This window comes from Janthinobacterium sp., assembly GCF_009923995.1.
GTDB lineage: Bacteria > Pseudomonadota > Gammaproteobacteria > Burkholderiales > Burkholderiaceae_D > Janthinobacterium.
On record NZ_RFSK01000005.1, the window covers coordinates 35,158 to 61,210 of the forward strand.

Below are 26,053 nucleotides of genomic sequence, written 5' to 3' on the forward strand. Positions count from 1 at the left end.
AACTATCGTGTTCCGACTTGGGAGTGGGTGGAAAACCTATCGTCCTCGCCAGGCTCTTCGTCCTGGTCCGGGGCGGCGCCATCGTGCTGGTCGTGCTGACCGTCAAACTGATCTTCCTGCTGTGCCTCATCGTTCAGATACAGGTGGGCCGAACCGGGCGCCTTCCTGGCCATTTCGACAATGGCGTCGCGCAGCAGGTCGAGACCGCTGCCCTTCTGCGCACTGACGAACACGCGACTGATCGTAGCATATTCATCGCGTTCCACCGAAGGTTCCAGCCCTGCCGCATCGATCTTGTTCCACACAAGGATTTGCGGGATATGATCGGCGCCGATCTCTTTCAGGACCAGGTTGACCTGCTCGATCTGCTCCATGCGCACCGGCGACGCGGCGTCGACGACGTGCAGCAGCAGATCGGCATGGATGGTCTCTTCGAGCGTGGCGCGGAAGGCGGCCACCAGCTGGTGCGGCAGCTCGCGCACGAAGCCGACCGTGTCGGAGATCACCACATTGCCCACTTCCTGGCCCAGGTAAACCCGGCGCGAGGTGGTGTCCAGGGTGGCGAACAGCTGGTCGGCGACATACACGCCGGCCTTGGTCACGGCATTGAACAGGGTCGACTTGCCGGCATTGGTATAGCCGACCAGGGACACCGAGAATGTGTGATTGCGGCCGCGCGCGCGGCGCTGCGTTTCGCGCTGCTTGTGCAGCTTTTCCAGGCGCGCGCGCAGGGACTTGACACGCTCGCCGATCAGCCGGCGGTCGGTCTCGAGCTGCGTCTCGCCGGGACCGCGCAAGCCGATACCGCCCTTTTGCCGTTCCAGGTGAGTCCAGCCGCGGATCAGGCGCGTGGCCAGATGCTGCAACTGGGCCAGCTCGACCTGCAGCTTGCCTTCGTGGCTCTTGGCGCGCTGCGCGAAGATGTCGAGAATCAGGCTGGTACGGTCGAGCACGCGCACATTCAGGCGCTTTTCCAGATTGCGCTGCTGGGCAGGTGACAGGGCATGGTTGAAGATGACGATTTCCAGGCCATCGTTGACGACGGCGTCGCCAATTTCATCGGCCTTGCCGCTGCCGACAAAATACGCGGAATCCGGACTGGAACGCTTGGCCGTGATGGTGGAAATCGGGTCCGCACCGGCGGAACGCGACAACAGCATGAGTTCCTCCATGCTGGCGGCAAAGTCGCTGTGACCGAAGTCAACCCCGACTAGTGCCGCGCGCATGATGGCATCGGATACGTTGAGGCGGACGCCGACGCCGATGCAAACGCATCAGCGCCGCTGGCGCGGACGGGGGCGATGGGGAGTGAAAGGCGCTGGGCCGTCAAGCTCAACGCTTTACTCCGCTTCAGATTCAATATTGAGATTGACGGCACGGGCCGGCACCACCGTCGAGATGGCATGCTTGTAGACCATCTGCGTGACCGTATTGCGCAGCAATACGACATATTGATCGAACGATTCGATATGGCCCTGCAATTTAATGCCATTGACCAGATAAATCGAGACAGGAACATGCTCTTTGCGTAATGCATTGAGGAATGGGTCTTGTAACAGTTGCCCTTTGTTGCTCATAACAGCTCCGTTGTTTATGTTGTTGTGTAAGAATTGGAGGCGACTCGCTTGATTTCAAGTGCTCTCACACCTTTCAAAGAGAGAAAGATGCATCGCAGCTACTGTAACCTGTTTTTGCGATCGCTGTCGCGCATGGCGCATTAACACTTTATTATTTCCGTGCAAATGGCCCTATTTATTTGCTGTCGGCGCCGCATTATCTCTGCGGCGCCTTAATATGCACTTAATTTTACTTGCTTGGCGTGCGCGCAAACGGGTTTTTACCCGTGCGCAACTCGATGCGCAGCGGCGTACCGACCAATGCAAACGTATCGCGGAAATGTTTTTCCAGATAGCGCTTGTACGGATCGCCCACGGCGTCGAGCGCATTGCCGTGAATCACGATCACAGGCGGGTTCATGCCGCCCTGGTGGGCATAACGCAGCTTCGGACGGATCGAGCCCTTGCGGCGCGGTTCCTGCTTCTCCACGGCCTCGATCAGGGCGCGCGTCAGCTTCGGCGTCGACAGGTCGCACATGGCTGCCGCATAGGCCGCGTTAAGCGACTTCATCAGCGGACCGATGTTGGTGCCCTTCAGCGCCGAAATGAAATGCATCTGCGCGAACGACAGGAAATCGAGCTTGCGGTCGATATCGATCTTGATTTCGTCGCGCTGGTGCGATTGCAAGCCATCCCATTTGTTCACGGCCACGACCAGTGCGCGGCCCGATTCCAGGATGAAGCCGGCGATATGCGCGTCCTGCTCGGAAATATCCTGCTGCGCGTCGAGCATCAGCACGACCACGTTGGCTTCGGAAATCGACTGCAGGGTTTTTACCACCGAGAATTTCTCGATCGCTTCGAATACCTTGCCGCGGCGGCGGATGCCGGCCGTGTCGATCAGCGTGTATTGCTGGCCATCGCGCTCGAACGGAATCTCGATCGAATCGCGCGTCGTGCCCGGCATGTCGAAGGCGATCACGCGCTCTTCGCCCAGCAGGGTATTGATCAGGGTCGACTTGCCCACGTTCGGACGGCCGACGAGGGCGATCTTGATGCCGCGGTCCGTCTTTTCCAGCTCTTCGGGCTCATCCGGACGCTGCGCGAAGGCCAGGTCCAGCATCACTTCAACGAGGTCGTTGACGCCGTCGCCGTGCGCCGACGAGATCGCATACGGATCGCCCATGCCCAATTCATAGAATTCGGACACGACGGCCGTATAGCGCATGCCTTCGCTTTTGTTAACCACCAGCAAGACCGGGCGGCCGCTCTTGCGCAGGAAGTCGACGATGGTCTTGTCATGCGGGGTCAGGCCCTGGCGGCCATCCACGATGAACACCACCACGTCGGCCTCGGCCACGGCCTGCTTCGTCTGCAGTGCCATCTGGTGCATGATGCCTTCCTTGGCGACGGGTTCGAAACCACCCGTATCGATGACGAGGAAGGGACGTTCGCCGACACGGCCTTCGCCATAGTGACGATCGCGCGTCAACCCAGGCAAATCCGCCACCAGCGCATCGCGCGAGCGGGTCAGACGATTGAATAAGGTCGATTTCCCAACATTGGGTCGACCAACAAGTGCAATTACCGGCTTCATTACATTACTCGACCGCGAGAGCGGTCACTGTCCCTGATTGGGTTTGAAAAATCAAATTCGAACCGGCAACAACGGGAGCCGCAACAATCGGGCTGCCGTCGGTGCTGATCCGACCTATTAATGCGCCATCTTCCCGTGACAGGAAGTGGATATAACCCTGATAGTCGCCGACGGCGACGCTGCGGCCGAAGGAGGCCGGCGTCGACAGGCGGCGGCGTGCCAGCGCGTCATTCTTCCAGGCGCTCTGGCCGCCTTCGCGGCTGAACGCCACCACGGCGCCCTGGTCATCGGCGGTAAACACGAAACGCTGGTCGACGGCCACGCCCACGTCGGACGAGATCGGCTTGGTCCAGCGCGGCACGCCCGTGGCGGCGTCGAAGCAGCCCGCCTTGCCCTGGTACGTGACGGTGCACACTTCGCCTTCGAACACCACCGGCGTGCCGGCGATGTCGGAGACGCGCTCCAGTTCGGTGGCGCCGCGCGGTTCGCTGACGATGATCTCCCAGCGTACCACACCGGTGGCCGCCGTCAGTGCCAGCAGTTTGCCGCCCGGCTGGGCCACGTAGACGTTCGCGCCGCCCAGCACCATGCCCGGTGCATTGCGCAGGGTCAGTGCCGGCGTGGCGCGCTGCACGGTCCACTTGCGCTCGCCCGTCTTGGCGTCCAGGCCGACGATGCGGTTGTCCACGCTGCGCACCACCACCACGCCCTGCCCCACCACTGGCGGCGTCAGCACTTCGCTGGACGCCTGCGCCTTCCACAATTGCTTGCCATCGGCATCGAAGGCCAGCACGGCGCCCTTGGCGGCGCCCACGGCCACGACGCTGCCGTCGCTGCCGGCACCCGACGTGATGTCGCTGCCCGCCTTGATGCGCCACGCTTCACGGCCGCTGGCTGCATCGAGGCGCGCCAGCGCGCCATCGGCGCTGACCACGTACACGCTGCTGCCCGCCAGCGCCGGCGAGAACGCATACACGCCCGCCTTGCCGATCGAATATTTCCAGGCGTCGCGCACGGCAAGGCTCGATTTTAACTCGACCAGCTTGGCTGGCTCGGTTTTCGGATCTTTCGAGGCGAACGGATTCCAGGAAGAGCAACCGGCCATCAGGGCCAACAGGCTTGCAGCTACCAGCTTTTCAGTGACACGCATAAGTGTTATCCAACCTTTTTCTTGTACTTGTAAGGGCAAGGCCGGCGGCAAAAACGCCGCGCGGCCGCACCATCAGTGTTCCTGTCAGGCGGCAGCCTTGTCAGCCTTGGCCTTGTCTTCCGGTACCGTACCGCCGATCGCTTCCAGTTTGACCTGGATCAATTGACGGCCTGGATTATTCTTGTCCGTCGCGGCTATCGCGGCCAGGTAGGCGGTGCGGGCATCGGCCAGCTTGTTTTGCGCCACCAGGATGTCGCCCTTGCGGTCGGCCACGGCGCCGGCAAATTGCGGCACGGTCGCCGTCGCCAGTACCTTCAGCGCTTCGTCGTAGGCTTTCTCATCCAGCAGAACGCCGGCCAGGCGCAGCTTGGCGATGGCCTTGTACTCTTCCGTGCCATGCTCGGCCACCCATTGCAGCTGGGCCTTCGCCGTTTTCAGGTCGTTCGCGTCGAACGCCACCTTGGCCGCGGCCAGGGCGCTCATCTGCGCATACGCCGTGCCGCTGAAGCGCGACTGCATGTCGCCGGCGGCGCGCATCACCTTGGCCGTATCCTTGGCGGTGATGGCGTTTTGCAGTTCATCGTACAGCTGGCCCGCTTGCGCCGCCTGCGTGCGCTGGTAGTACTGCCAGCCGGCCCAGCCGCTGTAGCCTGCCAGCGCCACGATCAGGACCCAGGAGGTCAGATTGCCATTGCGCTGCCACCAGGCCTTGAGGGTTGCCAGTTGTTCTTGTTCTTCGTGATCGTATGCCATGGGTCGTCAGTTTTAATGAGTAGTTGATCGAGGGTGGAACGGTCTTGCTTCAAATCAGTGGTGGTGATGCACGTGGCCGCCTGGGCCATGGTCGTGGCCGCAATCGTGGTCGCCGATGATCTGGTCCACCACGTAGTCGACGACATCGTCGAACGGCACCGTATTCTGCTGCGCGCCCGCATCGGCTTCGCGCATGGCTTTCACCGTGGCGACATGGTTGGCGATTTCATCGTCGCCCAGGATCACGGCAAACGCCGCGCCGCTGGCATCGGCCTTCTTCATTTGCGTCTTGAAGCTGCCGCCGCCGTTGCTCGCTGCGCAATGTAGCACAACGTCCAGGCCCGCATCGCGAATCCGCTCGGCCAGCACGAAGGCTTGCAAGCCTGCCTGCTCGCCCTGGTGCACCAGGTAGACGTCGCACTGGGCCGGGGCTTCCGGCTCGGCCGCGTCCTTCATCAGCAGCACCAGGCGTTCCACGCCCATGCCGAAACCGACGGCGGGCGTCGGCTTGCCGCCGAACATTTCCACCATGCCGTCGTAGCGGCCGCCGGCGCAGACCGTGCCCTGTGCGCCCAGCTTGTCGCTGACCCACTCGAACACGGTGCGGTTGTAGTAATCGAGGCCGCGCACCAGGCGTGGATTGATGGTGAACGGAATATTGTTGTGATTCAGGATCTTCTGCACGCCGTGGAAGTGGGCCAGCGATTCCTCGCCCAGGTAGTCCAGCAGCTTCGGCGCGCCATTGACCAGGTCCTGCATGGCAGGGTTCTTGGTGTCGAGGATGCGCAGCGGATTGCTGTGCAGGCGGCGCTTGGCTTCTTCGTCGAGCAGCTCGCTGTGGCTTTCCAGGTAGGCGATCAGGTCGGCGCGGTGGCGCAGGCGCTCGGCCGCGTCGCCGATCGAGTTCAGTTCCAGGCGGATGCCTTCCAGGCCCAGGTCATCCCACAGGCGGCGCGACAGCATGATGATTTCCGCGTCGATGTCCGGGCCCGTGAAGCCGATGGCTTCCACGCCGAACTGGTGGAACTGGCGGTAGCGGCCCTTCTGCGGACGCTCGTGACGGAACATCTGGCCCTTGTACCACAGGCGTTTCGGGCCTTCGTAGACGAGGTTATGCTCGACGACGGCGCGTACCACGCCGGCCGTGCCTTCGGGACGCAGGGTCAGGTTGTCGCCGTTCATCGAATCGGTGAACGAATACATTTCCTTTTCCACGATATCGGTCACGGCGCCGATGGCGCGCGCGAACAGTTTCGTCTCTTCCACGATCGGCGTGCGGATTTGCTGAAAGCCATAGCTTTGCAGCACGGACTGCGCCGTGTTTTCAAACAATTCCCACAGCGGGGCGTCGGCGGGCAGCACGTCATTCATGCCTTTCACCGCGGTAATTTTATCGAATTTCTTATTTTCGGACATAGTATTCTTCTTTGCTTTAACTTGATTGTCGGATGACGCGCGTAACGCCTCGGCGGCCCCGCTAATCCGACCTACCCGACCGATTACGCGGCAACCGGTGCGGCTTTGCCATAATGGCTTTTAACATAATTCAAGACGATGTCCTGGAATTCCTCGACGATGCGCTCGCCGCGCAGGGTGACGACTTTTTCGCCGTCGACAAACACGGGCGCGGCCGGCGATTCGCCCGTGCCGGGCAGGCTGATGCCGATGTTCGCATGCTTCGATTCGCCCGGACCGTTGACGATGCAGCCCATGACGGCCACGTTCATCGCTTCCACGCCCGGATACGCTTTCTTCCATTCCGGCATCTGCTCGCGCAGGTAGGTCTGGATGTTGTCGGCCAGCTCCTGGAAGGTGGTCGACGTCGTGCGCCCGCAGCCAGGGCAGGCGATCACCATGGGCGCGAACTTGCGCAAGCCCATGGTTTGCAAGATTTCCTGGCCGACGATGACTTCACGCGTGCGGTCGCCGCCCGGTTCCGGGGTGAGCGAAATGCGGATGGTGTCGCCGATGCCTTCCTGCAACAGCACGGCCAGGGCCGCCGTGGACGCGACGATGCCCTTGCTGCCCATGCCCGCTTCCGTCAGGCCCAGGTGCAGCGGATAGTCGCAGCGCTGCGCCAGTTCGCGGTACACGGCGATCAGGTCCTGCACGCCGGACACCTTACAGGACAGGATGATCTTGTCGCGGCCCAGGCCCAGCTCTTCGGCGCGCACGGCGTTTTCAATCGCCGACGTCACCAACGCCTCGTACATGACGGCTTGCGCCGGCCATGGTTCGGCGCGGCCCGCGTTCTCGTCCATGATGCGCGCCAACAAGGCCTGGTCCAGGCTGCCCCAGTTCACGCCGATGCGCACCGGCTTGTCGTAGCGGCACGCCGCTTCTATCATTTGCGCAAATTGCGTATCGCGCTTGGCGCCCTTGCCCACGTTGCCCGGATTGATGCGGTACTTCGACAGCGCGCGCGCGCAATCGGGATAATCGTTGAGCAGGGTATGGCCGTTATAGTGGAAATCGCCCACCAGCGGCACGTCGATGTCCATCTTGTCGAGCTGCTCGCGGATGTAGGGCACGGCCGCAGCCGCTTCCGGGCGGTCCACCGTCAGGCGCACCAGTTCCGAACCGGCACGCGCCAGTTCCTTGATCTGGATCGCCGTGCCGATGGCATCGGCCGTATCCGTATTCGTCATCGACTGCACCACCACGGGGGCGTCGCCGCCCACCCAGATCTGGCGCTGGCCGTGCGCGATCAGCACCTTGCGGCTGTCGCGCCGATCGGAAGGGCCGGAGCCGATCGCTGTTTTCGAAGTCGCCATAATATTATCTTCTGAGTTTGCTTATTTAAACTACTTGCTTAACCGACTAATTTCAATGCCTGATTGATGCTTGTTTGATAATTACTTAATGCTCACGCGCGAAATCGTGCCGCCCGCGACGGTCGGCAAGTCCAGCTTGGCGCCGCGCAAGGTTGCCTGCACAACACCCGGCTTGCCCACCACCAGGGTGGCCGGACCCGTGATATCGAACGTTTCCGTGCTGCCCGCCTTGACCATGCGCGAAATCAGCGGCGTGGTGCCGGGACGGCGGATCTCGACCCACGAATCCTGCTCCACCTTCAGCACCAGCGCATTCGCGCCAACGGCCGCAGCGGCGGCAGGCGGCGTGACGGCGGCCGGCGTGGCCGCTGCCGGCGCAGTCGCGGCCGGTGCCGCGGCCGGCGGCACTGCGGCGGCGGCCGGCGCCGAGGCGATGGCGGAAGCGGCCGGTGCGCCCGTCTGCGTGTCGTTGCCTGGCGGCGGCGGCACGGAAATGAGCGGCACGGACGGCGTCTGCACGGGCGTCAAGTCCTGGCCCGGCTTGATCAGGGTCGTTTCCACGGGACCCACGTCCGCATGCACGGCTTCCTTCTCGGCATGCGAGGACAGCAGGCTGGCCGGCACATAGCCGAGCTTGTACGCGCCGAAGGCAACGGCCACGACGGCCACGACGCCGGCGATCCAGAGGGGTGCTTGGCTCGACGAACGCTGCGTCATCGACGGGAAGCGCGATTCGGAAAACGTGGCGGAAATTTCACGCCGCACGGGCGCGGCCGGGTCCTGCGCCGGCGCCGGGTGGACTTCGATCATGGCCACCAGCGGTGCCGCGTCGAGACGCACCACCTTGGCATAGGCGCGCACGAAACCGCGCACGACGGCCAAGTTCGGCAAGGCCGCCATGTCGCCCTCTTCCAGCGCGATCACCTGGCGCGGCGCCAGCTTGAGCTGGTCCGCCACCTGCTCCACCGGCCAGCCCAGCGCTTCGCGCTGCGCCTTCAACTGCGCGCCAGCCGACGCCAGATTGCCCTGGGGCTGCTGCCGAGGCGTTTCTGCCCACTCTGAATTCATTGGTATCCCTGTCTCACTCATCAAACGCCCCATTTTGATAAGCAGCATATTCGGGCGAGCCGGAATGGTGGTTGCGCAAATGCGCCCCCAGGCCAGCTTCCGCACCCGCATCCCCGAGCTTATGCTGCACCTTGATCCCGAGCCACAGCACATCGGCCGTCTGGCTCCCCATTGTCGCTATCTTACCGAGCCGCTGCAAATAATAGGCCGCTTGCCGGTAGTCTTGCTGTTGGTAATACACGCGCACTAGGCCGGCGTTCGTCACTGCCACGTCCGGTGCGATGCGTACGGCGCGCAACAAATATGCGCCCGCACGCGGGTAATCTTGCAGGGCCAGGCTGCAGGCGCCCCCGTTATTGAGCGCTTTTTCCGGCGATACATACGCCGCGTCGGCCAGGGCCGCATCGAAATACGCCAGCGATTGCGCGGCGCGTCCCGTCTGGCACAAAAACAGACCGTAATTATTGCTCAACTCAGGATTGTGGGGCGCCAGGCGCAAAGCGTAAAGGAAATCTTTCTCGGCAGGCAAAGTTTGCCGCTGGGCCGCGAGGATCAGGGCACGCATGCCATACGCTTGCGCATCGTCCGGCGCCAGCTGCACGGCCTGCTCCACTTCCGCCAGGGCCACGTCCAGCTGGCCTTGCGCATAATACGCGCTGGCCAGCTGCAGGCGCAGCGCGGCACGCTGCGGGGCGCTGGCCTGCGCATCCTGGCGCGCGGACCTGGCGCCGGCGTCCGGCGTGGAAGAGGCACAGCCGACCAGCAGCACAGCCAGGCTAACAGCGGCCACAGCGAGCGAGCGATGGTAAGCCATGCCTTCCCCCATCAGGAGCGGATCTCCACGATCTTGCCGAAATTGGCGCCGAATTTCTGTTGATACTCCGTCATTTTTTCCATGCGTTCCTGCACCCGCGTGCGGTCCTTGACTTCGCCGGCCAGCTGGCCGCAGGCCGCATCGATATCGTCGCCGCGCGTCTTGCGCACGGTGGTGATGATGCCGCCATCCATGAGCACCTGGGCAAAGGCCTTGATGCGCGGGTTTTTCGAGCGGAACAGGCCCGACTCGGGGAAGGGATTGAACGGGATCAGGTTGAACTTGCAGTTCACGCCGAACTCGCGGTCTTGCACCAGCGCCAGCAGTTCGCGCGCGTGCTCGTCGCTGTCGTTGACGCCGTCGAGCATGCAGTATTCGAACGTAATGAAGTCGCGCGGGGCGAATTCCAGGTAGCGCTTGCAGGCCGCCATCAATTCCTTCAGCGGGTATTTCTTGTTGAGCGGAATCAAACCATCGCGCAAGGTGTCGTTCGAGGCGTGCAGCGAGACGGCCAGGGCCACCGGCACTTCCTGCGACAGCTTGTCCATCATCGGCACCACGCCCGAGGTCGACAGGGTGACGCGGCGGCGCGACAGGCCGTAGGCGTTGTCGTCGAGCATCAATTTCAGGGCCGTGACGGTCGGCTCGAAGTTCAGCAGGGGCTCGCCCATGCCCATCATCACCACGTTGGTGATCTGGCGCTCCCCTTTCGGGCCCGGTTCGATGCCCTTGGTGCGGCGCAATTCGAATTCCGCCATCCACAGCTGGCCGATGATTTCGCCGACGCTGAGGTTGCGGTTGAAGCCTTGCTTGCCCGTCGAGCAGAAACGGCAGTTCACGGCGCAGCCGGCCTGGGTCGAGATGCACAGGGTGCCGCGGTTATCTTCCGGAATGAACACGGTTTCCACGGCATTGCCATTGCCCACGTCGACGAGCCACTTGCGCGTGCCGTCCGTCGAGGTGTGGTCGCTGATGATGGCCGGGGCGCGCACTTCGGCGCGCGTGGCCAGCTTGTCGCGCAGCGACTTGGCCAGGTCCGTCATGGCGTCGAAATCGGAAGCGCCGAACTGGTGTATCCAACGTTGCAATTGTTTCGCACGAAACGGTTTCTCTCCCAACTCGGCGCAGTAGGCGATGAGTTGCGCGGGATCGAGGTCCAGCAAGTTGGTGAGGGTCGTCGTATTCATGATCATGTCTATTCTAAAAATCCGTCCCCGCGCGCATCCGGAGCGAAAACTCCACAGCGCAGCGGGAACAGGGGGTGATAAGTTATTTCACAGATAACGCCAGGAAATAACGTTATCTAAGGCAATTAAGCCTTCAGTTCTGGGAAGAAGTAAGCGATTTCCACTTTAGCAGCTTCGACAGCGTCGGAGCCGTGTACGGCGTTGGCGTCGATCGAATCGGCGAAATCGGCGCGGATCGTGCCTTTTTCTGCTTTCTTCGGATCGGTCGCGCCCATCAGGTCACGGTGGGCCAGAACGGCGTTTTCGCCTTCCAGGGCTTGGATCATGACTGGACCGGAAACCATGAAGTCAACCAGATCCTTGAAGAAGCCGCGCTCTTTGTGCGCTGCGTAGAAGCCTTCAGCTTGTTCGCGGGTCAGTTGGGTCATGCGCGCAGCGATGATTTTCAAGCCAGCGTTTTCAAAACGGGTGTAGATTTGACCGATTACGTTTTTTGCAACTGCGTCTGGTTTGATGATCGACAGGGTGCGTTCGATTGCCATGTGTGAAAACTCCAATAAAAAGAAAGGTTTAAAACGGTAAATTGATAACTCAATCAACCTTTGATTTTACCATACTCCACCCCATATCACCCAGACAGGCTGGGGGCTTCTTCTGCCCTTGCCTGTGTTTAATTAAATCTTAAGCTGGTTTTTTTGTAAAAACCGGGGTCCATGCTATCCTTGGGCAAAGTAGTAATTTGAATTGACAACACGGAGGCACTATGAATCAGAACATGCAACGCACCTTTGACCTGTCGGGGGGCATGCAGCAAGTCCGCCACCAGGTCTTGCGCAACACTTACTGGCTGCTGGCACTGTCCATGATACCGACCGTGCTGGGCGCCTTCATCGGCGTGCAGATGCATTTGCCGATGCTCACCGGCGGCATGGGCTTCATCATCTTCATGGTCGTCGCATTCGGCTTCATGTACGCGATCGAGAAAACCAAGAACTCGGGCCTGGGCGTCGCCGTCCTGCTGGGCTTTACCTTCTTCATGGGCCTGATGCTCACGCCTATCCTGACGCGCACGCTCGGCTACTCGAACGGCGGCATGCTGATCATGACGGCGTTCGGCGGCACGGCCACCATCCTGGCCGTGATGGCGACGATCGCCACGGTATCGAAGCGCGATTTTTCCGCGATGGGCAAGTGGCTGTTCGCCGGCGTGATCGTGCTGATCCTGGCATCGGTGGCGAACATCTTCCTGGGCCTGTCGGCACTGTCGATCGTGATCTCCATGGTCGCCATCGCCATCTTCTCGGCCTACATCCTGTATGACGTGCAGCAAATCATCAACGGCGGCGAGACCAACTACATCTCGGCCACCCTGCGCATCTACCTGGACGTGTACAACATCTTCACCAGCCTGTTGTCCCTGCTGGGCTTCGCCGGCGGCAGCCGCGACTAAGCGCTAACGCAAAAACGCCCAAGGCCGCATTGCAGTGCCTCGCCCTGAACGTTTTATGCACTGCGATTAAGAATCAAAAAGCCGACCCTCGGGTCGGCTTTTTTACGTCTGCAGCATCTACCTGACCTTCTCGGCCACGTCGAGCAGGCAGGCGCGGGCGCGGTCCAGGGTGGGGTTGTCGCGCTGCGCCGCATACACGGCGTAGGCGGAGTGCGAGAATTCGGGCGCGTCGCGCACGCGGTGCAGGAGGCCCGCATCGAGGTAGGGCTGGGCCGAGCCGATGCGAAAATAACTGGCGCCGCCCACCTCCAGCAGATACACGAGGGCCAGCGGTCCCAGCGAGATGGAGACGGGCGGGCTGCTCAGCTCCGGATAGGCCGCCTGGTGGTTGGCGGCAAACGCCGGCCCCCAGTCCACGTACACATACGCATCGGCATGCATCTGCCCGTCTTCGCACGAGGTCACCATCACGAGCTTTTCCTCGGCCAGCAGTTCGCTGACGAGGCCCGGGCGCTGGGGTGGGTTGTACAGCACGGCCAGGTCCAGCGAACCGTCGTGCACGGCATCGAGCAGGCGCGCGGGGCTGTCGACTTCCGCGCGCAGGGCGATCTCGGGGCAGTCGCGGCTCATGCGTATGAGCCAGTCGCCCAGCAGCGGCTGCCACAGGCTCAGTTCGCAGCCGATGCTGACGGCATCGTCGCGCCCCGGCGGCAGCGCCACCTGGTGGCGCGCCCGCTCCCACACCTGCACCATCGTGGCCGCGTGGCGCATGAAGCGTTCGCCGGCCGACGTCAGGCGCGCGCCCGCCTTGTTGCGCACGAAGAGCTGGCGCCCCAGCTGCTGTTCCAGGGTGCGGATGCGGGCACTGACGGCCGTCTGCGTCAGGTGCATGCGTTCGGCCGCCATGATGAAACTGCCGCAGGAGGCCACTTCCAGGAAGGTGCGTGCTTGATTGATATCCATCAAGCCATGATATCAGCTGACCCGCTCGTAGCCACCGAGCACGCCCTGCTTGGACAGCACCCATTGCCACAGCTGCAGGTCGCGCGCACGGAAGGCGCCGGCGCAGGACAGCAGGTAGTACGACCACATGCGGTGGAAGCGCTCGCCCAGCTGGGCGGCAAACTGCGGCCAGGCCTGCTCGAAGTTCGCGTGCCAGGCCATCAGGGTCTTGTCGTAGTCGGCGCCGAAATTGTGCAGGTCCTCGGCCACGAACAGGTCGTCCATGGCGTCGCCGATCTGCCCGATCGACGGCAGGTCGCCATTCGGGAAGATGTATTTGTCGATCCACGGGTCGCACGTGGAGTGGCGCTTGTTCTTGCCGATCGTGTGCAGCAGGAACAGGCCGTCGTCTTCCAGGCAGCGGTGCGCCACTTCCATGAAGGTGCGGTGGTTCTTGTGGCCCACGTGCTCGAACATGCCGATGCTGACGATGCGGTCGAATTTTTCATCCGTGTCGCGGTAATCCTGCAGGCGGAAGTCCAGCTGCGCGCCGCCCGGCATGGCGCGCGCGTAGGCGGCCTGCTCTTTCGAGATCGTCACGCCGACGCACTGCACCTGGTATTTTTCGGCCGCATAGCGCATGAAACTGCCCCAGCCGCAGCCGATGTCGAGCACGCGCATGCCCGGCTCCAGGCGCAGCTTGCGGCAGATCAAATCGAGCTTGGCTTCCTGCGCCTCGGCCAGGTTGGCCGCATCCTTCCAGTAGCCGCAGGTATAGGTCATGCGCGGGTCCAGCATGGCCGCATAGAAGGTGTTGCCCAGGTCGTAGTGCTCCTTGCCCACCATCCAGGCGCGGCGCTCCGTCTGCAGGTTGAACAGGCGTGCATACAGCGCGTGGAAGGCCATGCGCATGGGGCGCACGTCGTCGGCCACCCGGGCGCGCAGCAAGTGGCAAAAGAATTCATCGAGCTGCTTCGCATCCCAGTCGCCGTCCATGTAGGCCTCGCCCAGGCCCAGGTTGCCGCTGGCGAAGGCCCGCTCCGGCACGCCCGGCTTGCGCAGCTGCATGTCCCAGGCGGCGCGCCCGTTCAAGTGGATGTCCGCCCTGGCCAGCAGTTCGGCCGCTTCGCGGGTCAGCCGCGTGTCGAGCTGCAGCCCGGCGCTGCCTGCTGGTGTTTGTTGCAACTGCATTCGTGCTTGTGTGGTTTGCTGCGTGTTCATGCCCTGCCGCCTCCAGATGGTTGTCGGTGCCGGCGCGCACCGGCACGTCTACATCAGGTGCCCGGCGGCGCATCAGCCATAAAATTATCCGCCCGCCATGACCATCTGGATAATGAAACATCATGGTCATTCATATCAAAATATTTGCATTGAAATGATTTAAATCAATTATTTTATGGAAATATCTTCGGCACGAAGGGCGCCAAAGCATGAAAAAAGCCGCCTGTTCGGCGGCTGTTCCCTGCGCGTTCGCGGCAATGCGCACGACGATCAAAAGTCGTGATTCGATGGATACTTGGTGTAAAAATCGTTATCCCATTTGAAGTTGGTGAACGCCACCGTCATGGAAACATCGAGCGCTTCGACGAAATGCCAGCAGCCGACGGGCAAGAACAGGATCTCGCCCGGCGCCAGCACGCATTCGCGCACCTGCACGTCGGCCATCAACGGGTAGCGCTGCACGTCGATGGCGCGCCCGTCGACGGGCGTGAAGCAGTGGCGCTGGTTGTACACGCGCGCCACTTCGCAGGCGGCCATGATGCGCAGGCGCTTGCGCCCCGCCACTTGCGCCATGAAATTGTTCGTCAGGTCGTGGTGGAAGGGCGTCACCGTGCCGGCCGGGCCGAACCACAGGAAGCCCGTGGGAGCGCCCTCCTGCTTCAGGTATTCGGGCAGCTGGCCGATATCGTCCCACAGCTCGCGCAAAGCTTGCCGGTTCTGCGAATTGTTGTTCGCCGTCATGTAGAAATCGTTGGTCGCGCCGCTGCCCTCGACGAGGCTGGCGTAGTCGCCGAAGGCCATCTTGCGCTTGTGCGCCACGCTGTTCATTTCGTACTGGGCGTCCGCTTCGCGGCCGAACTGCACTTCCACTTCGCGCTGCGCGAAATGGTCGCGGAAGTAGGCGGGACTCCACCTGGCCATGGCGGGCCAGTCATCCATCATGCCCGTGATGATGACGGGCTGGTTGAGGGAATAGTATTCTTCCAGGAATGCCTGCGCGGACAGCTTGTCGCGGCGGGGAATCTCGGGGGTACGCAGCTGGTTCAGCCGGCGCTGGATGTCGATCACCCAGTCGCGCTTGGCCAGCCGGTTCGACAGGCGCACGGCGCCGGCCAGGTAGGGACTTTGCAGGGCCAGCTCCACTTCGCGGCGCGCCAGGGGCTCCGCGATGCCGGCCTGCTGCAGCACCGGCATCAGCGCCGACGGGTGGCTGCCCAGCATGAGGTTTTCCGCGATCCAGCTGCGCCATTCGCGGCTTAGCTCCTGTTCCTGCTGCTTGACTCCGAATGTCGATACCGCCGCCATCGCCCGCCTCCCGTGTTTTTATATAAATAGACGGCCGGACAGCAGGGCTGCCCGGCCGCGTCTTACGCTACATCAACATTACCGCACTTTCCACACTTCCGTTGCCAGCACGCCATTCGCGTCACCGTCGAGTTCCCACGAGAACGCGCCGCGCAAGCCCTGGTCCTTGACGTATTTCACCTTGGTGCCGATGACGGTCGGATCGTCATAGCTCCACCACTGGCCGCCCGCCCCCGTGTACAGGTACAGCTGCTTGGTGACGGGATGGTAGTAGCGCGTGCCGGACTTGGCCACCAGGACCTTGTAGTCATCGATGCCCGACTCGTACGTGCCGGGCGCCGTGCCCGTGGCCGTCTGGTACAGGCCATCGCCATTCGGCCCCGGCGCCACGCCTGTCCAGCCGCGGCCATAGAATGGAATGCCCAGCAGCAGCTTGTCACGCGGCACGCCGGCGGCGATCATGTACTGCACCGCCTTGTCACCCACGTATTCGCGCGCCATGCCCGTCGACGGATCGGCAGGGTCGGCAAACAGCTGGGCGTTGAAGTTGGTGCTGTTTTCCCAGCCGCCGTGGAAGTCGTAGGTCATCAGGTTGATCCAGTCCATGTACTGCGAGTACAGGGCCGGTTCCGTGTTGTCGATCTTGTCCTTGCCCGCGCCGACGGCGGCCGTCAGCAGGTAGCGCTTGCCGTTGGCGGCGCCCAGCGCATCGAGCTGGCTGCGGAATTCCGCCATCAGCAAGGTGAAGTTGCGCTTGTCATTCGGGCTGACCGTGTTGTACGGCTGGCCGCCGCCGACCGGGTATTCCCAGTCGATGTCGATGCCGTCAAAGATGTTGGCCGCCGAACCCGGACCACCGCGCCCTTGCGAGAGCGGCAGGTTGCCCTTGATGTACAGGTCGATGCAGGAGCTGACCATCTGCTTGCGCAGCGCATCGGTGGCAGATCCCACCGAGAAATTCTTCGACCAGCTCCAGCCGCCCAGCGAGATGAACAGTTTCAGGTTCGGGTGCGCCGCCTTGAGCTTTTTCAGCTGCAGGAAGTTGCCCGACAGGGGAGCATCCCACGGAATGGCCTGGCCATCGACGGTGCGCTTCGGCGTGCGGATGTAGTCGGCCTCGGCATCGCCGCCCGTGCCGGCATCCGGCGCATTCGGATTCGTCGCGCCCGGCTCGGCCTTGGTGATCATGCCGCATTCGTAGCCGCCGTTTTTCGGATAGATGTTGCCGAAGGCGTAGTTGATGAAGGTCAACTTGTCGGCCACGCCGCTCGTGTGCACGTTCGCCACTTCATAGTCGCGGCCATACACGCCCCACTGCGCGAAGTAGGAACCGACTTCGCGGCCCGTTGGGGTCGGTGTCGGCGTTGGCGTTGGCGTTGGCGTTGGCGTTGGCGTTGGCGTTGGCGTCGGCGTTGGCGTTGGCGTTGGCGTCGGCGTCGGCGTTATGCTGCACAGTTCCTGGCTGGTCCATGGCTTGCCCGTGCCGGCGGCGCCGTTGTTGGTCGACGGATTGTCGCCCAGGGTCCAGTAGTTGGCACGGTAATTGGTGCCGGCAAAGCTGACGACGGCGCCCGCGCTGTAAGCCGTGCCCGAGGCCCAGGCCAGCGCGCAGGTGCTGCCCGTGGGTGTCGGTGCCGGGGTCGGCGTAGGCGTCGGGGTGGGATTCGGTGTCGGCGTCGGCGTCGGTGTCGGCGTCGGGGTGGGCGTCGGCGTTGGAGTCGGCGTGGTGCCGCCGTCGCAGGCGCCGCCCGCGCTCCACAGGCTCGGCGTGGAAACGGGATTCCAGCCGGACCCCACGTGATCGGTCTGCGTCACCAGGGCCGTGTAATTGGCGCCCAGGTAGGTGACCACCGTGCCCGCGTTATACGTGCCGCCCTCTTGCCACGGTATGCAAGCCACCGTGCTGACGGCCAGCAATTGCGAACTGGCCGGCGCGCTGGCATCGCCACCACCGCCGCATGCCGCCAGCACACCGCCGCTGGCCAGGCATACCATCATGTTCCTGATCGTTTTTCTGAGTATTAAATTTTCCACGCTGTCTCCTGTTCAGGTTTGCGGAAAGACCACTCTGCTTCAATAAAAGCTACCCTGTGTTATCGTTTTTTTGCAGTTGCAAGAACAGCATGCTGCTGAAAAAATAGGCGGTCAAGTGGTTTTGAAGTGGCATCAGACCGACCAATACCACTTCGCGCAAAAAGCACAGCAGCTTATGCGGACGGCGTGTTGTCCTACTGGAGAACGAAAAAAATGCAGGGGGAAGAGGAAGAAAAGCGCTTGATCCGGAAAAAACAGACCAATTTTATACAACAGTGTAAGTGGTATTGCGGTGGCTTGTTGCCTTGCTGCACTGAGCAACGGCGGGTGCCGCCGTGTCTTATACTTCAACCCGCGCGCTACGCGCCTGAAAAACGTTCAGGCAAGGCACGCAGCCATAGGCGTGCTCTCAGGTGCGCCATCAGGCCAGGTCAAATACCGCCATCGATTCCACGTGGGACGTATGCGGGAACATGTTCACCACGCCGGCCTTGCTCAGTACGTAACCCGCTTCCAGCGCCAGGATGCCGGCGTCGCGCGCCAGGGTCGAGGGGCTGCAGGACACGTAGACGATGCGTTTGGGCAGCATGTCCGGGCGCACTTGCGCCAGGCCGACCAGGGCCTGGCACAGGGCCATGGCGCCATCGCGGGGCGGGTCGATCAGCATGCGGTCGAACTTGCCCAGCGCGATCAGGTCGTCCGTCGTCACTTCGAACAGGTTGCGCGTGGAGAAGGAGGTTTTTTCCGCCAGGCCATTGGCCAGCGCGTTTTCCAGCGCCCGCTCCGTCAGCGTGGTGCTGCCTTCGATGCCCACCACCGTGCTGCCCTGCGTGGCCAGCGGCAAGGTGAAATTGCCCAGGCCGCAGAACAGGTCGGCCACGCGGTCCGTCGGCTGCACTTCCAGCAGGCGCAGGGCTTTCGACACCAGCACGCGGTTGATGTGGTGGTTCACTTGCGTAAAATCAACAGGCTTGAACGGCATCTTGACGCCGAATTCCGGCAGCAGGTAATGCAGCTGCTTGTCCAGCGGATAGAACGGCACGGCCGTTTCCGGCCCCTTCACCTGCAGCCACCATTGCACGCCGTACTCGTCGGCAAACGCTTTCAGCTTCGTTTCATCGTCGGCCGTCAGGGGCGCCATGATGCGCAAGACCATGGCCGTGACGTCTTCGCCGACGGCCAGCTCGATCTGCGGCATCTGGTCGAAGATGGACAGCGACGCGATCAGCGCGCGCAGCGGCAGCAGCATGGCGGAGATGTGCGGCGGCAGGATTTCACAGCTGTCCATGTCGGCCACGAAGGCGGATTTCTTTTCATGGAAGCCCACCAGCACGGCGTCCTTCTTCTTGACGTGGCGCACGGACAGGCGCGCGCGGTAGCGGTAGCCCCACGTCGGGCCATACATGGGACGCATGATGCTTTGCGGACGCACCTTGCCGATGTGCCACAAGTTGTCTTCCAGTACGCGCTGCTTGATCGCCACCTGCGCCGACGGCTCCAGGTGCTGCATGGAGCAGCCGCCGCAGTTGTCGAAATGCTTGCACTTGGGCGTGACGCGCATCGACGATTCGCGGTGCAGCGACGTCATGCGGGCCATTTCCCAGTTCTTCTTTTTCTTGAACGTCACGAAGCTGACGCGCTCGCCCGGCAGCGCGCCCTCGACAAACACGACCTTGCCCGGCGAGCCGTCTTCGTTCTCAATATGGCCAACGCCACGGGCGTCCATGTCGAGCGATTTGATTTCGATGATATTTTCTTGCATAGCGATCAATAGGTAAGAGTGGGCCAGGACGCAGGGCCGCGCTGGAACTTGCAAACAATGGGGGAAAGGTCAGGCGCCGCGAGCGGGGCGTATGATAGCAGATCGCGACCGGCAAAAGCCGCTCAAGCCCGCACCGGCCAGCAAGCCTGAGAAAATGCGCAGGGCAAGGCGCGTGGCCGAAGACAGTACGCCAGTACGGCGAGGCCATGCAACGCCGCCATGCGCGTTTTATCAGACTTGCTACAGCAGGGAGTCACGCACGACGCCGCGCGCCGCCATAGCCCGCTTGAGCTTGATCAAGGCTTCCTGCTGGATCTGGCGCACGCGCTCGCGCGTCACGCCCATTTCCTCGGCCAGGGTTTCCAGGGTGGCGGGATCGTCGTTGTCCAGTCCGAAACGGCGCATGATGACCACGCGCTGCTTGTCGGGCAGCTTGGTCAGCCAGTCGCGCACGAGCACCGTCATTTCATGGTGTTCCGCGCGCGCGTCGGGGCTGTCTTCGCTGGCGCCGGGCAACATGTCCATCAGGGACGACTGCGGGTCGTTGTCGAGCGGCGCGTCGAGCGAGGTCGCGTGCTCGGACAGGGCGAGGATATCCTGTACCTCTTCCACGGGCCGCCCCACCAGGTGGGCGATGTCTTCCGCGGTGGCATCCTTGCCGTCGTGGTGCTGGGCTTCCAGGTGGTATTTGCCGCGCAGGATCTGGTTCAGCTCGCGCACCATGTGCACGGGCAGGCGCACCGTGCGCGCCTGGTTCATGATGGCGCGCTCGATGCTCTGGCGTATCCACCACGTCGCATAGGTGGAGAAACGGAAACCGCGCTCGGGCTCGAACTTGTCGATTGCGCGCATCAGGCCGATGTTGCCTTCCTCGATCATGTCGAGCAGCACCACGCCGCGGTTGATGTAATGCTTGGCGATCGACACGACGAGGCGCAGGTTGTGCTCGATCATGGTTTGCCGGGCTTCGAAGTTGCCCTGCTTGGCCAGGGTGGCGTAATGCACTTCCTGCGCCGCCGTCAGCAGGGGCCGCGTGCCGATCTGGTTCAGGTAATGCTGCGTGGTATCGGTCGACAGTTCGGCCGCCAGCACTTTCTTCAGTTCATCGACACTTTCGACCAGCACGCTGACGCTGGCCACTTCGCCCCCTTCGCCCGCCTCGACGGCATCAATACCGTCGAGTTCGCCCGCATCGTCCGTCACGACATCGTCCGCCCCCTCTTCCGGCGGTTCCGGGTCATCGTCCAGCGGGTCGTGCGGCGCGTGTGTCATTGCTTTACCTAACGGTTAGGCAGGAATTTCGAAGGATCGACAGGCTTGCCTTGCTGGCGGATTTCAAAGTGCAGCTTCACGCGGTCGGCATCGGAATCGCCCATCTCGGCGATGGCCTGGCCTTTGTTGACGTTCTGCCCTTCCTTCACCAGGATGCTGCGGTTATGCGCATACGCCGACAGCAAGCTGTTACTGTGCTTCACGATAACAAGATTACCATAACCACGGATTCCGCTCCCGGCATACATGACTTTTCCTGCGCCGGCGGCCACGACCTGCTGGCCCGCCTTGCCGGCGATGTCGACGCCCTTGTTCTTGCCTTCGTCGAAAGTGCCGATGACCTTGCCCTCGGACGGCCACATCCAGCTGATCTTGTCATCGCCAGGCGCCGATGCCGCAGGGGCAGCCGCGGCGGCGGCCGGTGCGGCGGCGACGGCCGCTGCCGGGGCAGGCGCCGCGGCAGGCTTGGCGTCGCCGCTGCCATCGGCGCGCAGCTCGGCCAGGGTGGCATCGGAATACGCGCGCTTCTCGCCGCGCGGTCCCGTCTTCTTCGGCACGACGGGCGCGGCCGGCTTGACTTCCGTCACGGGCGGCATGACGATGGCCGACGTTTGCGCGCCGCCCGCGTCGCCGTTCGGCGGCAGCACGCGCAGCACCTGGTCCACCTTGATGTCGTTCGGATTGCTCAAGTCATTCCACGCCACCAGGTCGCGGTAGTTCTGGCCGTGTTCCAGGGCGATGCGCAGCAGCGTATCGCCGCGCTTGACCGTATAGAAGGCGGGATCGCGGTCGCGCGGGTCGCTGGCGGCGGCGCTGCTGCTCGATGGCTGGCGTTCCACCACCGGCGCCTGCACGCCGGTCGTGCCGCAACCGCTCAACAGGGCGGCCAGCGTGACGCTGCATATCAGTATGTTACTTTTCTTAATCATTCGCATGTAATTGTATGTCCTGCTTGCTAGCTGATCCGGGGATCATATGGTGCCCGGGCGCAAAGGCACGAAATGGCAATCTTCCAGGGTTTGGCTGGTCCATTCCGTTTTCCCCACCCGGGTAATGAGTTGTAAGTGTTGCAATTTAGCACCGACTGGCGCGACCAGACGCCCGCCTGGCGTCAGCTGTTCCAGCAGGGCTTGCGGGACCTCCAGGCCGGCTGCGGCAAGGATGATCCCGTCAAAGGGCGCCGCCTGCGGCAGGCCAAGCATACCATCTCCGTACTGCAAGCGCAGATTCGACACGCGCAGCGGCCGCAGATTGGCCTTCGCCAGCTCGTGCAGGGGCCGGATGCGCTCGATCGAATACACCTCTTTCGCCACCAGCGACAGCACCGTGGCCTGGTAGCCGCAGCCGGTGCCGATTTCCAGCACGCGCTGCAGCGCCCCGCCGTTGCGCATCACCTCGATCATGCGCGCAACGATGTACGGCTGGGAAATGGTCTGGTGGTGGCCGATGGGCAGCGAAGCGTCGATATACGCCTGCGAGGCCAAAGCCTCGTCCATGAACATGTGGCGCGGCACGGCCTGCATGGCGTCGAGCACCACCTGGTCCTTCACGCCCTGCCTGGCGATGCGGGCCACCATGGCGCGCCGCACGGCATCCGACACGAGCGGGTTTTGCCGTGGCGCCGCCGCTATCGCCGGCTGCGCCCGCTCATTGGCGATGGCCTGCGCGCGCGACGGCGCGATGGGCGGCGTGGCAGCATGGTGCGGCACCCCGCCGCGGGCCGCGTTTTGCGCCGCATTCTGCGTGGCCGTCTGCGGCGTGGCAATCCTGGACTGGGCCAGCGACTGTCCCCCGCCCTGCCTGGCGGGCTTGCCGGCCAGCGAATCGAGGGTGAGGGGGAAGGTACGCGGCTTGTCGGTCATGCCAGGCCTTTTGCCAGTGCAGCGAGTTGGGTGGTATGCGTCAGGTCAATCTGCAGCGGGGTAATCGAGACCTGTCCTTGCGCGACCGCATGAAAATCCGTGCCGGGGCCGCCTTCCTTGGCAGCCCCGGCGGGGCCGATCCAGAAGATTTCCCGGCCACGGGGATCGAGCGCGCGGATCACCGGCTCGGCCGAATGGCGCTTGCCCAGGCGCGTGGCCGCCACGCCTTGCATTTGCTCGTAGGGAATCGCCGGGATGTTCACGTTCAGCAGATACGGTTTTTGCAAGGCATCGTAGCGGCGCTCGACGATCTCGCGCGCCACGCGGGCGGCCGCATCCAGGTTGGCCCAGCCGAATTCGGACTGGGAAAAGGCGATGGCGGGAATGCCGAACAGATAGCCTTCCGTCGCGGCGGCCACGGTGCCCGAATACAGGGTGTCGTCGCCCATGTTGGGGCCGTTATTGATGCCGGACACCACCAGGTCGGGACGCTCGATGAGCATGCCCGTCAGCGCCACGTGCACGCAGTCCGTGGGCGTGCCGTTGACAAAATAAAAGCCGTTGGCGGCCTTGTGTACGGACAGGGGCCGGTCCAGGGACAGGGAATTGGAAGCGCCCGAGCGGTTGCTGTCGGGCGCCACCACCACGATTTCGGCGATGGGCGCCAGCGCGTCGGCCAGTGCGGCAAGGCCAGGCGCAAGGTAGCCGTCGTCGTTACTGATAAGAATTCTCATAACGCGATTTTACCTGAAGCATTGCCAACACTGCGCGTGTGGCACGCCCTTCGGCAGCATTTTTTCTGCCGGCGAGCCGGCATGGCGCGCCGCCTCAGCGCTGCTCGATGCGCGCCTCCGACAGCGCCCCCTCCAGCGCCTGCACCTCGTCTTCCTGCAAGGCCAGCAAGGCATCGAGGTCGCCTTGCAATTTGTACATTCTTTTGAGCTGGGCCATGCCCCGCTTGCGCAGCTTGCCCGGCACGCCTGGGCGCAGCAGGCACGATTTCAAATGCTCGGCCAGTTCGCCCGCCTGCGCATACTGCTCGCGCTCTATCATGCCTTGCAACATGCCGATCATGCTGGCCAGGGTGTCCGGTTCCGCCCCGTCGTGGCCGTTGGCGCGGCCCGCGAGTATGGTTTCCTGCAGGTGGCGCGCGCCGTCGAGCACGCTGTCGGCATGTCCCGTGACGGGCGCATTCAGGAGACGGTCACTGCCGCTGAGCACGTCGTCCTCCAGCAGGCGCGCCGCGGCGCTGTCGCCCTGCTGCAGCAGGGTGCCGGCCAGCTGTTTCTTGCTGTGCAGGGTATCGAGGTGGTCCTCGCCCAGCAGGCGCGCATGCACTTCCAGCACCTGCTCCTGCACGCTGCGCGCCGCATCGAGCTCGCCGCGCCGCAGCAGCGCCTCGGCCAGCTTGCGCTGGCTCATCAGGGTTTCCGGATGGTCGAGTCCCTGCGTGCGCTCGCGTGCCGCGACCTGGTCTTCATGCAGCTGGCGCGCGCCGGCCCAGTCACCCTGCCCGGCCATGATGTCGGCCAGCAAGTCGCGCGTGGCCAGGGTCGCCGCGTGGTCCACGCCCAGGCGCCGCCCCTGGGCCTGCAGCACGGCGTCGAGCAGGCGCCGCGCGCCGTCCAGGTCGCCATCGCGCCCCAGCGCCTGCGCCAGGGCCAGCTTGCTGCGCAAGGTGTCACCATGCTCGGCGCCGAGCAGGCGGGCGCGCGCCGCCACCACCCTGACCAGCACCTGCTGCGCCTGCGCCAGACGCCCCATGCGCAACAACGTGGCGGCGCGACTGTCCATCGCTCCCAGGGTCATCGGGTGCTCCTCGCCCAGCAGGCGTGAATAACTGTCCAGCACGTAATCCTGCAGCAGCAGCGCGGCCGCCAGCTCGCCCTGCTGTGCCAGGGTCTGCGCCAGGCACGCCCGCGCGGCCAGGGTATCGGGATGGTCGGCGCCCTGCAACCGTTCGCGCACGTCGGCCACGTCTTCCTCGAGGAAGCGGGCTTCGTCGAGCTTGCCCACCTGGCGCAGCAGGCGCGCCATGCCGCTCTTGCCGGCCAGGCTGTCGGGATGCTCCTCGCCCAGCAGGCGCACGCGGATCTCGACGCTTTGCCGAAAGGCATCGAGGGCCTGCGTGCTGCGGCCATCCTTGCGGTACAGCTCGCCCAAACGGGCCAGGTCGCGCGCCAGCGGCAGGGCCACGGCGCGGCCCGGTTCCAGCTGCAGCGCCTGGCGCGCCTCGCCGATGGCGGCCAGCAAGGCGATTTCGCGGCTCGACTGCCAGGGGAAATAGCCGCCCGTCAGCCAGTGCAGGAAGGCTTCGAAGGTGCGCGTGAGGGAAAAGCGGTCGCCGCCCTGGTCGATGCGCACGGCCAGCTGCTCGCCGTAGGCAAAGGTTTTCGTCTGCTGCAGCTGCACTTCGTCGAAATAGCTGTCGAGGGCGATCTGCGGCAAGCCGTAGGAGGCACGCAGCAGGCGCTCGAACATGGGTTGGAAGCCGGCGATGCCCTTGTGCGCGTCGCCGCGGCGCCACTCGGCGCGCTGCGCCCCGTCGCCCATTTCTATGCGCGAGGGCAAGGGATACACGAGCAGCGGGCGCTGCTCGTCTTCGTGGCTGCGGCGGTATTCGATGGCCCGCGTGACGAGCGCGTCGACGCCTTCCAGGCTTTGCCGGTTCGGCGTGAAGACCACCACCAGCTTTTTCGGCAGCAGGGTGGTGCAGATGCCGGCGCTGTCCGTGCGCCCCGTGCGCGAATCGACCAGCACGTAGCGGAAATGCTGGGCCAGGGTATCGGCGAAGCAGCGGAACAGGGCCGGGCAGGTGTCGAACAGGTGATCCCAGCGCATCTGCGCCAGGCGCTCGCTGTAGCTGGCATCGAAGCGCCCCGCACGCATCAGGTACAGGGGACTGCCCTGGTCGACGCGCACCACGTACTGCTGCCAGTCGATGGCGTCGAGCACGCGCTGCGCCAGGGCCGCGTCGTCCGCGCCCTCGCCCGCGCCGCGCTGGCCGGCCGTCTCCAGGCCGATGCGCTCGAGCTGCTGGCGGCAAGCCTCGAAGAATTCCAGCACGCCCGGGCGTTCCTCGTGCTGCTCGAAATAATGGTGCAGGCCGGGCGCCTCCATGTCCCAGTCCAGCATCAGCACCGGCACGCTGGCGTTTTCGCGCCGCGCCAACAGCACGGCGATATTCGACAGCGCCATGGTGCGGCCCGTGCCGCCCTTGTAGGAATAGAAGGTGACGACTTCGCCAGGGGCGCTCAAAGGCGGCAGGGAGAGGCGTTGGCTTTCCATAACGGTACCTTTAACGTG

22 protein-coding genes are annotated in these 26,053 nt (G+C 63.5%); 1 reads left to right on the top strand and 21 read right to left on the bottom strand.

Translation table 11 applies throughout. From position 1 onward, the window contains the following. Nucleotides 1–2: 2 nt before the first annotated feature. The 11 genes from hflX to ndk form a co-directional block, all read right to left on the bottom strand. Entirely contained in the window at nucleotides 3–1,226 is a 1,224-nt protein-coding gene (hflX, locus tag EBS11_RS03920) for a GTPase HflX (RefSeq protein ID WP_290600709.1), read from the bottom strand. A 114-nt stretch (nucleotides 1,227–1,340) separates the two neighbouring features. Continuing rightward, complete coding sequence (gene hfq / locus EBS11_RS03925; RefSeq protein ID WP_008450615.1) at nucleotides 1,341–1,577, bottom strand: RNA chaperone Hfq; 237 nt, start codon at nucleotides 1,575–1,577, stop codon at nucleotides 1,341–1,343. A gap of 229 nt (nucleotides 1,578–1,806) precedes the next feature. After that, nucleotides 1,807–3,153: a ribosome biogenesis GTPase Der gene (gene der / locus EBS11_RS03930; RefSeq protein WP_070221915.1), complete on the bottom strand. Its 1,347-nt coding sequence runs from the start codon at nucleotides 3,151–3,153 to the stop codon at nucleotides 1,807–1,809. 4 nt (nucleotides 3,154–3,157) lie between these two features. Continuing rightward, on the bottom strand, nucleotides 3,158–4,303 hold the full coding sequence (bamB, locus tag EBS11_RS03935; protein WP_290600722.1) for an outer membrane protein assembly factor BamB: 1,146 nt from the start codon (nucleotides 4,301–4,303) through the stop codon (nucleotides 3,158–3,160). An 84-nt stretch (nucleotides 4,304–4,387) separates the two neighbouring features. Then, nucleotides 4,388–5,056 carry a tetratricopeptide repeat protein gene (locus EBS11_RS03940; protein ID WP_290600724.1) on the bottom strand — a complete coding sequence of 223 codons (669 nt, stop codon included), beginning with the start codon at nucleotides 5,054–5,056 and terminating at the stop codon, nucleotides 4,388–4,390. Nucleotides 5,057–5,110: 54 nt separating this feature from the next. Then, the gene (gene hisS, locus EBS11_RS03945; protein ID WP_290600726.1) at nucleotides 5,111–6,472 is read right to left on the bottom strand and encodes a histidine--tRNA ligase; all 1,362 of its coding nucleotides are present in this window, start codon (nucleotides 6,470–6,472) and stop codon (nucleotides 5,111–5,113) included. 83 nt (nucleotides 6,473–6,555) lie between these two features. Continuing rightward, nucleotides 6,556–7,830, bottom strand: a complete 1,275-nt coding sequence (ispG, locus tag EBS11_RS03950) for a flavodoxin-dependent (E)-4-hydroxy-3-methylbut-2-enyl-diphosphate synthase (RefSeq protein WP_290600727.1) — start codon at nucleotides 7,828–7,830, stop codon at nucleotides 6,556–6,558. 81 nt (nucleotides 7,831–7,911) lie between these two features. Continuing rightward, complete coding sequence (locus EBS11_RS03955) at nucleotides 7,912–8,898, bottom strand: helix-turn-helix domain-containing protein (protein ID WP_290600728.1); 987 nt, start codon at nucleotides 8,896–8,898, stop codon at nucleotides 7,912–7,914. Nucleotides 8,899–8,911: 13 nt separating this feature from the next. After that, nucleotides 8,912–9,712 (bottom strand): type IV pilus biogenesis/stability protein PilW, encoded by an 801-nt coding sequence (pilW, locus tag EBS11_RS03960; protein ID WP_290600729.1) that lies wholly within the window; start codon nucleotides 9,710–9,712, stop codon nucleotides 8,912–8,914. An 11-nt stretch (nucleotides 9,713–9,723) separates the two neighbouring features. Then, nucleotides 9,724–10,899: a 23S rRNA (adenine(2503)-C(2))-methyltransferase RlmN gene (rlmN, locus tag EBS11_RS03965; RefSeq protein ID WP_071326298.1), complete on the bottom strand. Its 1,176-nt coding sequence runs from the start codon at nucleotides 10,897–10,899 to the stop codon at nucleotides 9,724–9,726. 125 nt (nucleotides 10,900–11,024) lie between these two features. Continuing rightward, nucleotides 11,025–11,441, bottom strand: a complete 417-nt coding sequence (gene ndk / locus EBS11_RS03970) for a nucleoside-diphosphate kinase (protein ID WP_092795197.1) — start codon at nucleotides 11,439–11,441, stop codon at nucleotides 11,025–11,027. Between the two features lie 221 nt (nucleotides 11,442–11,662). Between ndk and EBS11_RS03975 the strand changes: the two genes are divergently transcribed. Continuing rightward, nucleotides 11,663–12,349: a Bax inhibitor-1/YccA family protein gene (locus tag EBS11_RS03975; RefSeq protein WP_035820723.1), complete on the top strand. Its 687-nt coding sequence runs from the start codon at nucleotides 11,663–11,665 to the stop codon at nucleotides 12,347–12,349. 117 nt (nucleotides 12,350–12,466) lie between these two features. Here EBS11_RS03975 and EBS11_RS03980 read toward each other — a convergent pair whose 3' ends face one another. From EBS11_RS03980 to EBS11_RS04025, 10 genes are all read right to left on the bottom strand, one after another. After that, complete coding sequence (locus EBS11_RS03980; protein ID WP_290600730.1) at nucleotides 12,467–13,312, bottom strand: LysR family transcriptional regulator; 846 nt, start codon at nucleotides 13,310–13,312, stop codon at nucleotides 12,467–12,469. A gap of 12 nt (nucleotides 13,313–13,324) precedes the next feature. Next, on the bottom strand, nucleotides 13,325–14,482 hold the full coding sequence (gene cfa / locus EBS11_RS03985) for a cyclopropane fatty acyl phospholipid synthase (RefSeq protein WP_290600731.1): 1,158 nt from the start codon (nucleotides 14,480–14,482) through the stop codon (nucleotides 13,325–13,327). A 300-nt stretch (nucleotides 14,483–14,782) separates the two neighbouring features. Next, nucleotides 14,783–15,817, bottom strand: coding sequence for a cupin-like domain-containing protein (locus EBS11_RS03990; RefSeq protein WP_290600732.1), 1,035 nt, complete (start codon nucleotides 15,815–15,817; stop codon nucleotides 14,783–14,785). Nucleotides 15,818–15,895: 78 nt separating this feature from the next. Further along, nucleotides 15,896–17,815 carry a glycosyl hydrolase family 18 protein gene (locus EBS11_RS03995; RefSeq protein ID WP_290600733.1) on the bottom strand — a complete coding sequence of 640 codons (1,920 nt, stop codon included), beginning with the start codon at nucleotides 17,813–17,815 and terminating at the stop codon, nucleotides 15,896–15,898. Nucleotides 17,816–18,272: 457 nt separating this feature from the next. Beyond that, on the bottom strand, nucleotides 18,273–19,613 hold the full coding sequence (gene rlmD / locus EBS11_RS04000) for a 23S rRNA (uracil(1939)-C(5))-methyltransferase RlmD (RefSeq protein ID WP_290600734.1): 1,341 nt from the start codon (nucleotides 19,611–19,613) through the stop codon (nucleotides 18,273–18,275). A 240-nt stretch (nucleotides 19,614–19,853) separates the two neighbouring features. Further along, nucleotides 19,854–20,885: an RNA polymerase sigma factor RpoS gene (gene rpoS / locus EBS11_RS04005; RefSeq protein ID WP_290600736.1), complete on the bottom strand. Its 1,032-nt coding sequence runs from the start codon at nucleotides 20,883–20,885 to the stop codon at nucleotides 19,854–19,856. An 8-nt stretch (nucleotides 20,886–20,893) separates the two neighbouring features. Further along, nucleotides 20,894–21,814 (bottom strand): peptidoglycan DD-metalloendopeptidase family protein, encoded by a 921-nt coding sequence (locus EBS11_RS04010; protein ID WP_290600738.1) that lies wholly within the window; start codon nucleotides 21,812–21,814, stop codon nucleotides 20,894–20,896. A gap of 42 nt (nucleotides 21,815–21,856) precedes the next feature. Beyond that, nucleotides 21,857–22,747 carry a protein-L-isoaspartate(D-aspartate) O-methyltransferase gene (locus EBS11_RS04015; RefSeq protein WP_290600739.1) on the bottom strand — a complete coding sequence of 297 codons (891 nt, stop codon included), beginning with the start codon at nucleotides 22,745–22,747 and terminating at the stop codon, nucleotides 21,857–21,859. Continuing rightward, nucleotides 22,744–23,481 carry a 5'/3'-nucleotidase SurE gene (gene surE, locus EBS11_RS04020; RefSeq protein WP_290600740.1) on the bottom strand — a complete coding sequence of 246 codons (738 nt, stop codon included), beginning with the start codon at nucleotides 23,479–23,481 and terminating at the stop codon, nucleotides 22,744–22,746. Before surE ends, EBS11_RS04015 begins: the two co-directional genes overlap by 4 nt. 94 nt (nucleotides 23,482–23,575) lie before the next feature. Then, nucleotides 23,576–26,035, bottom strand: a complete 2,460-nt coding sequence (locus EBS11_RS04025) for a tetratricopeptide repeat protein (RefSeq protein WP_290600741.1) — start codon at nucleotides 26,033–26,035, stop codon at nucleotides 23,576–23,578. Nucleotides 26,036–26,053: the final 18 nt, after the last annotated feature.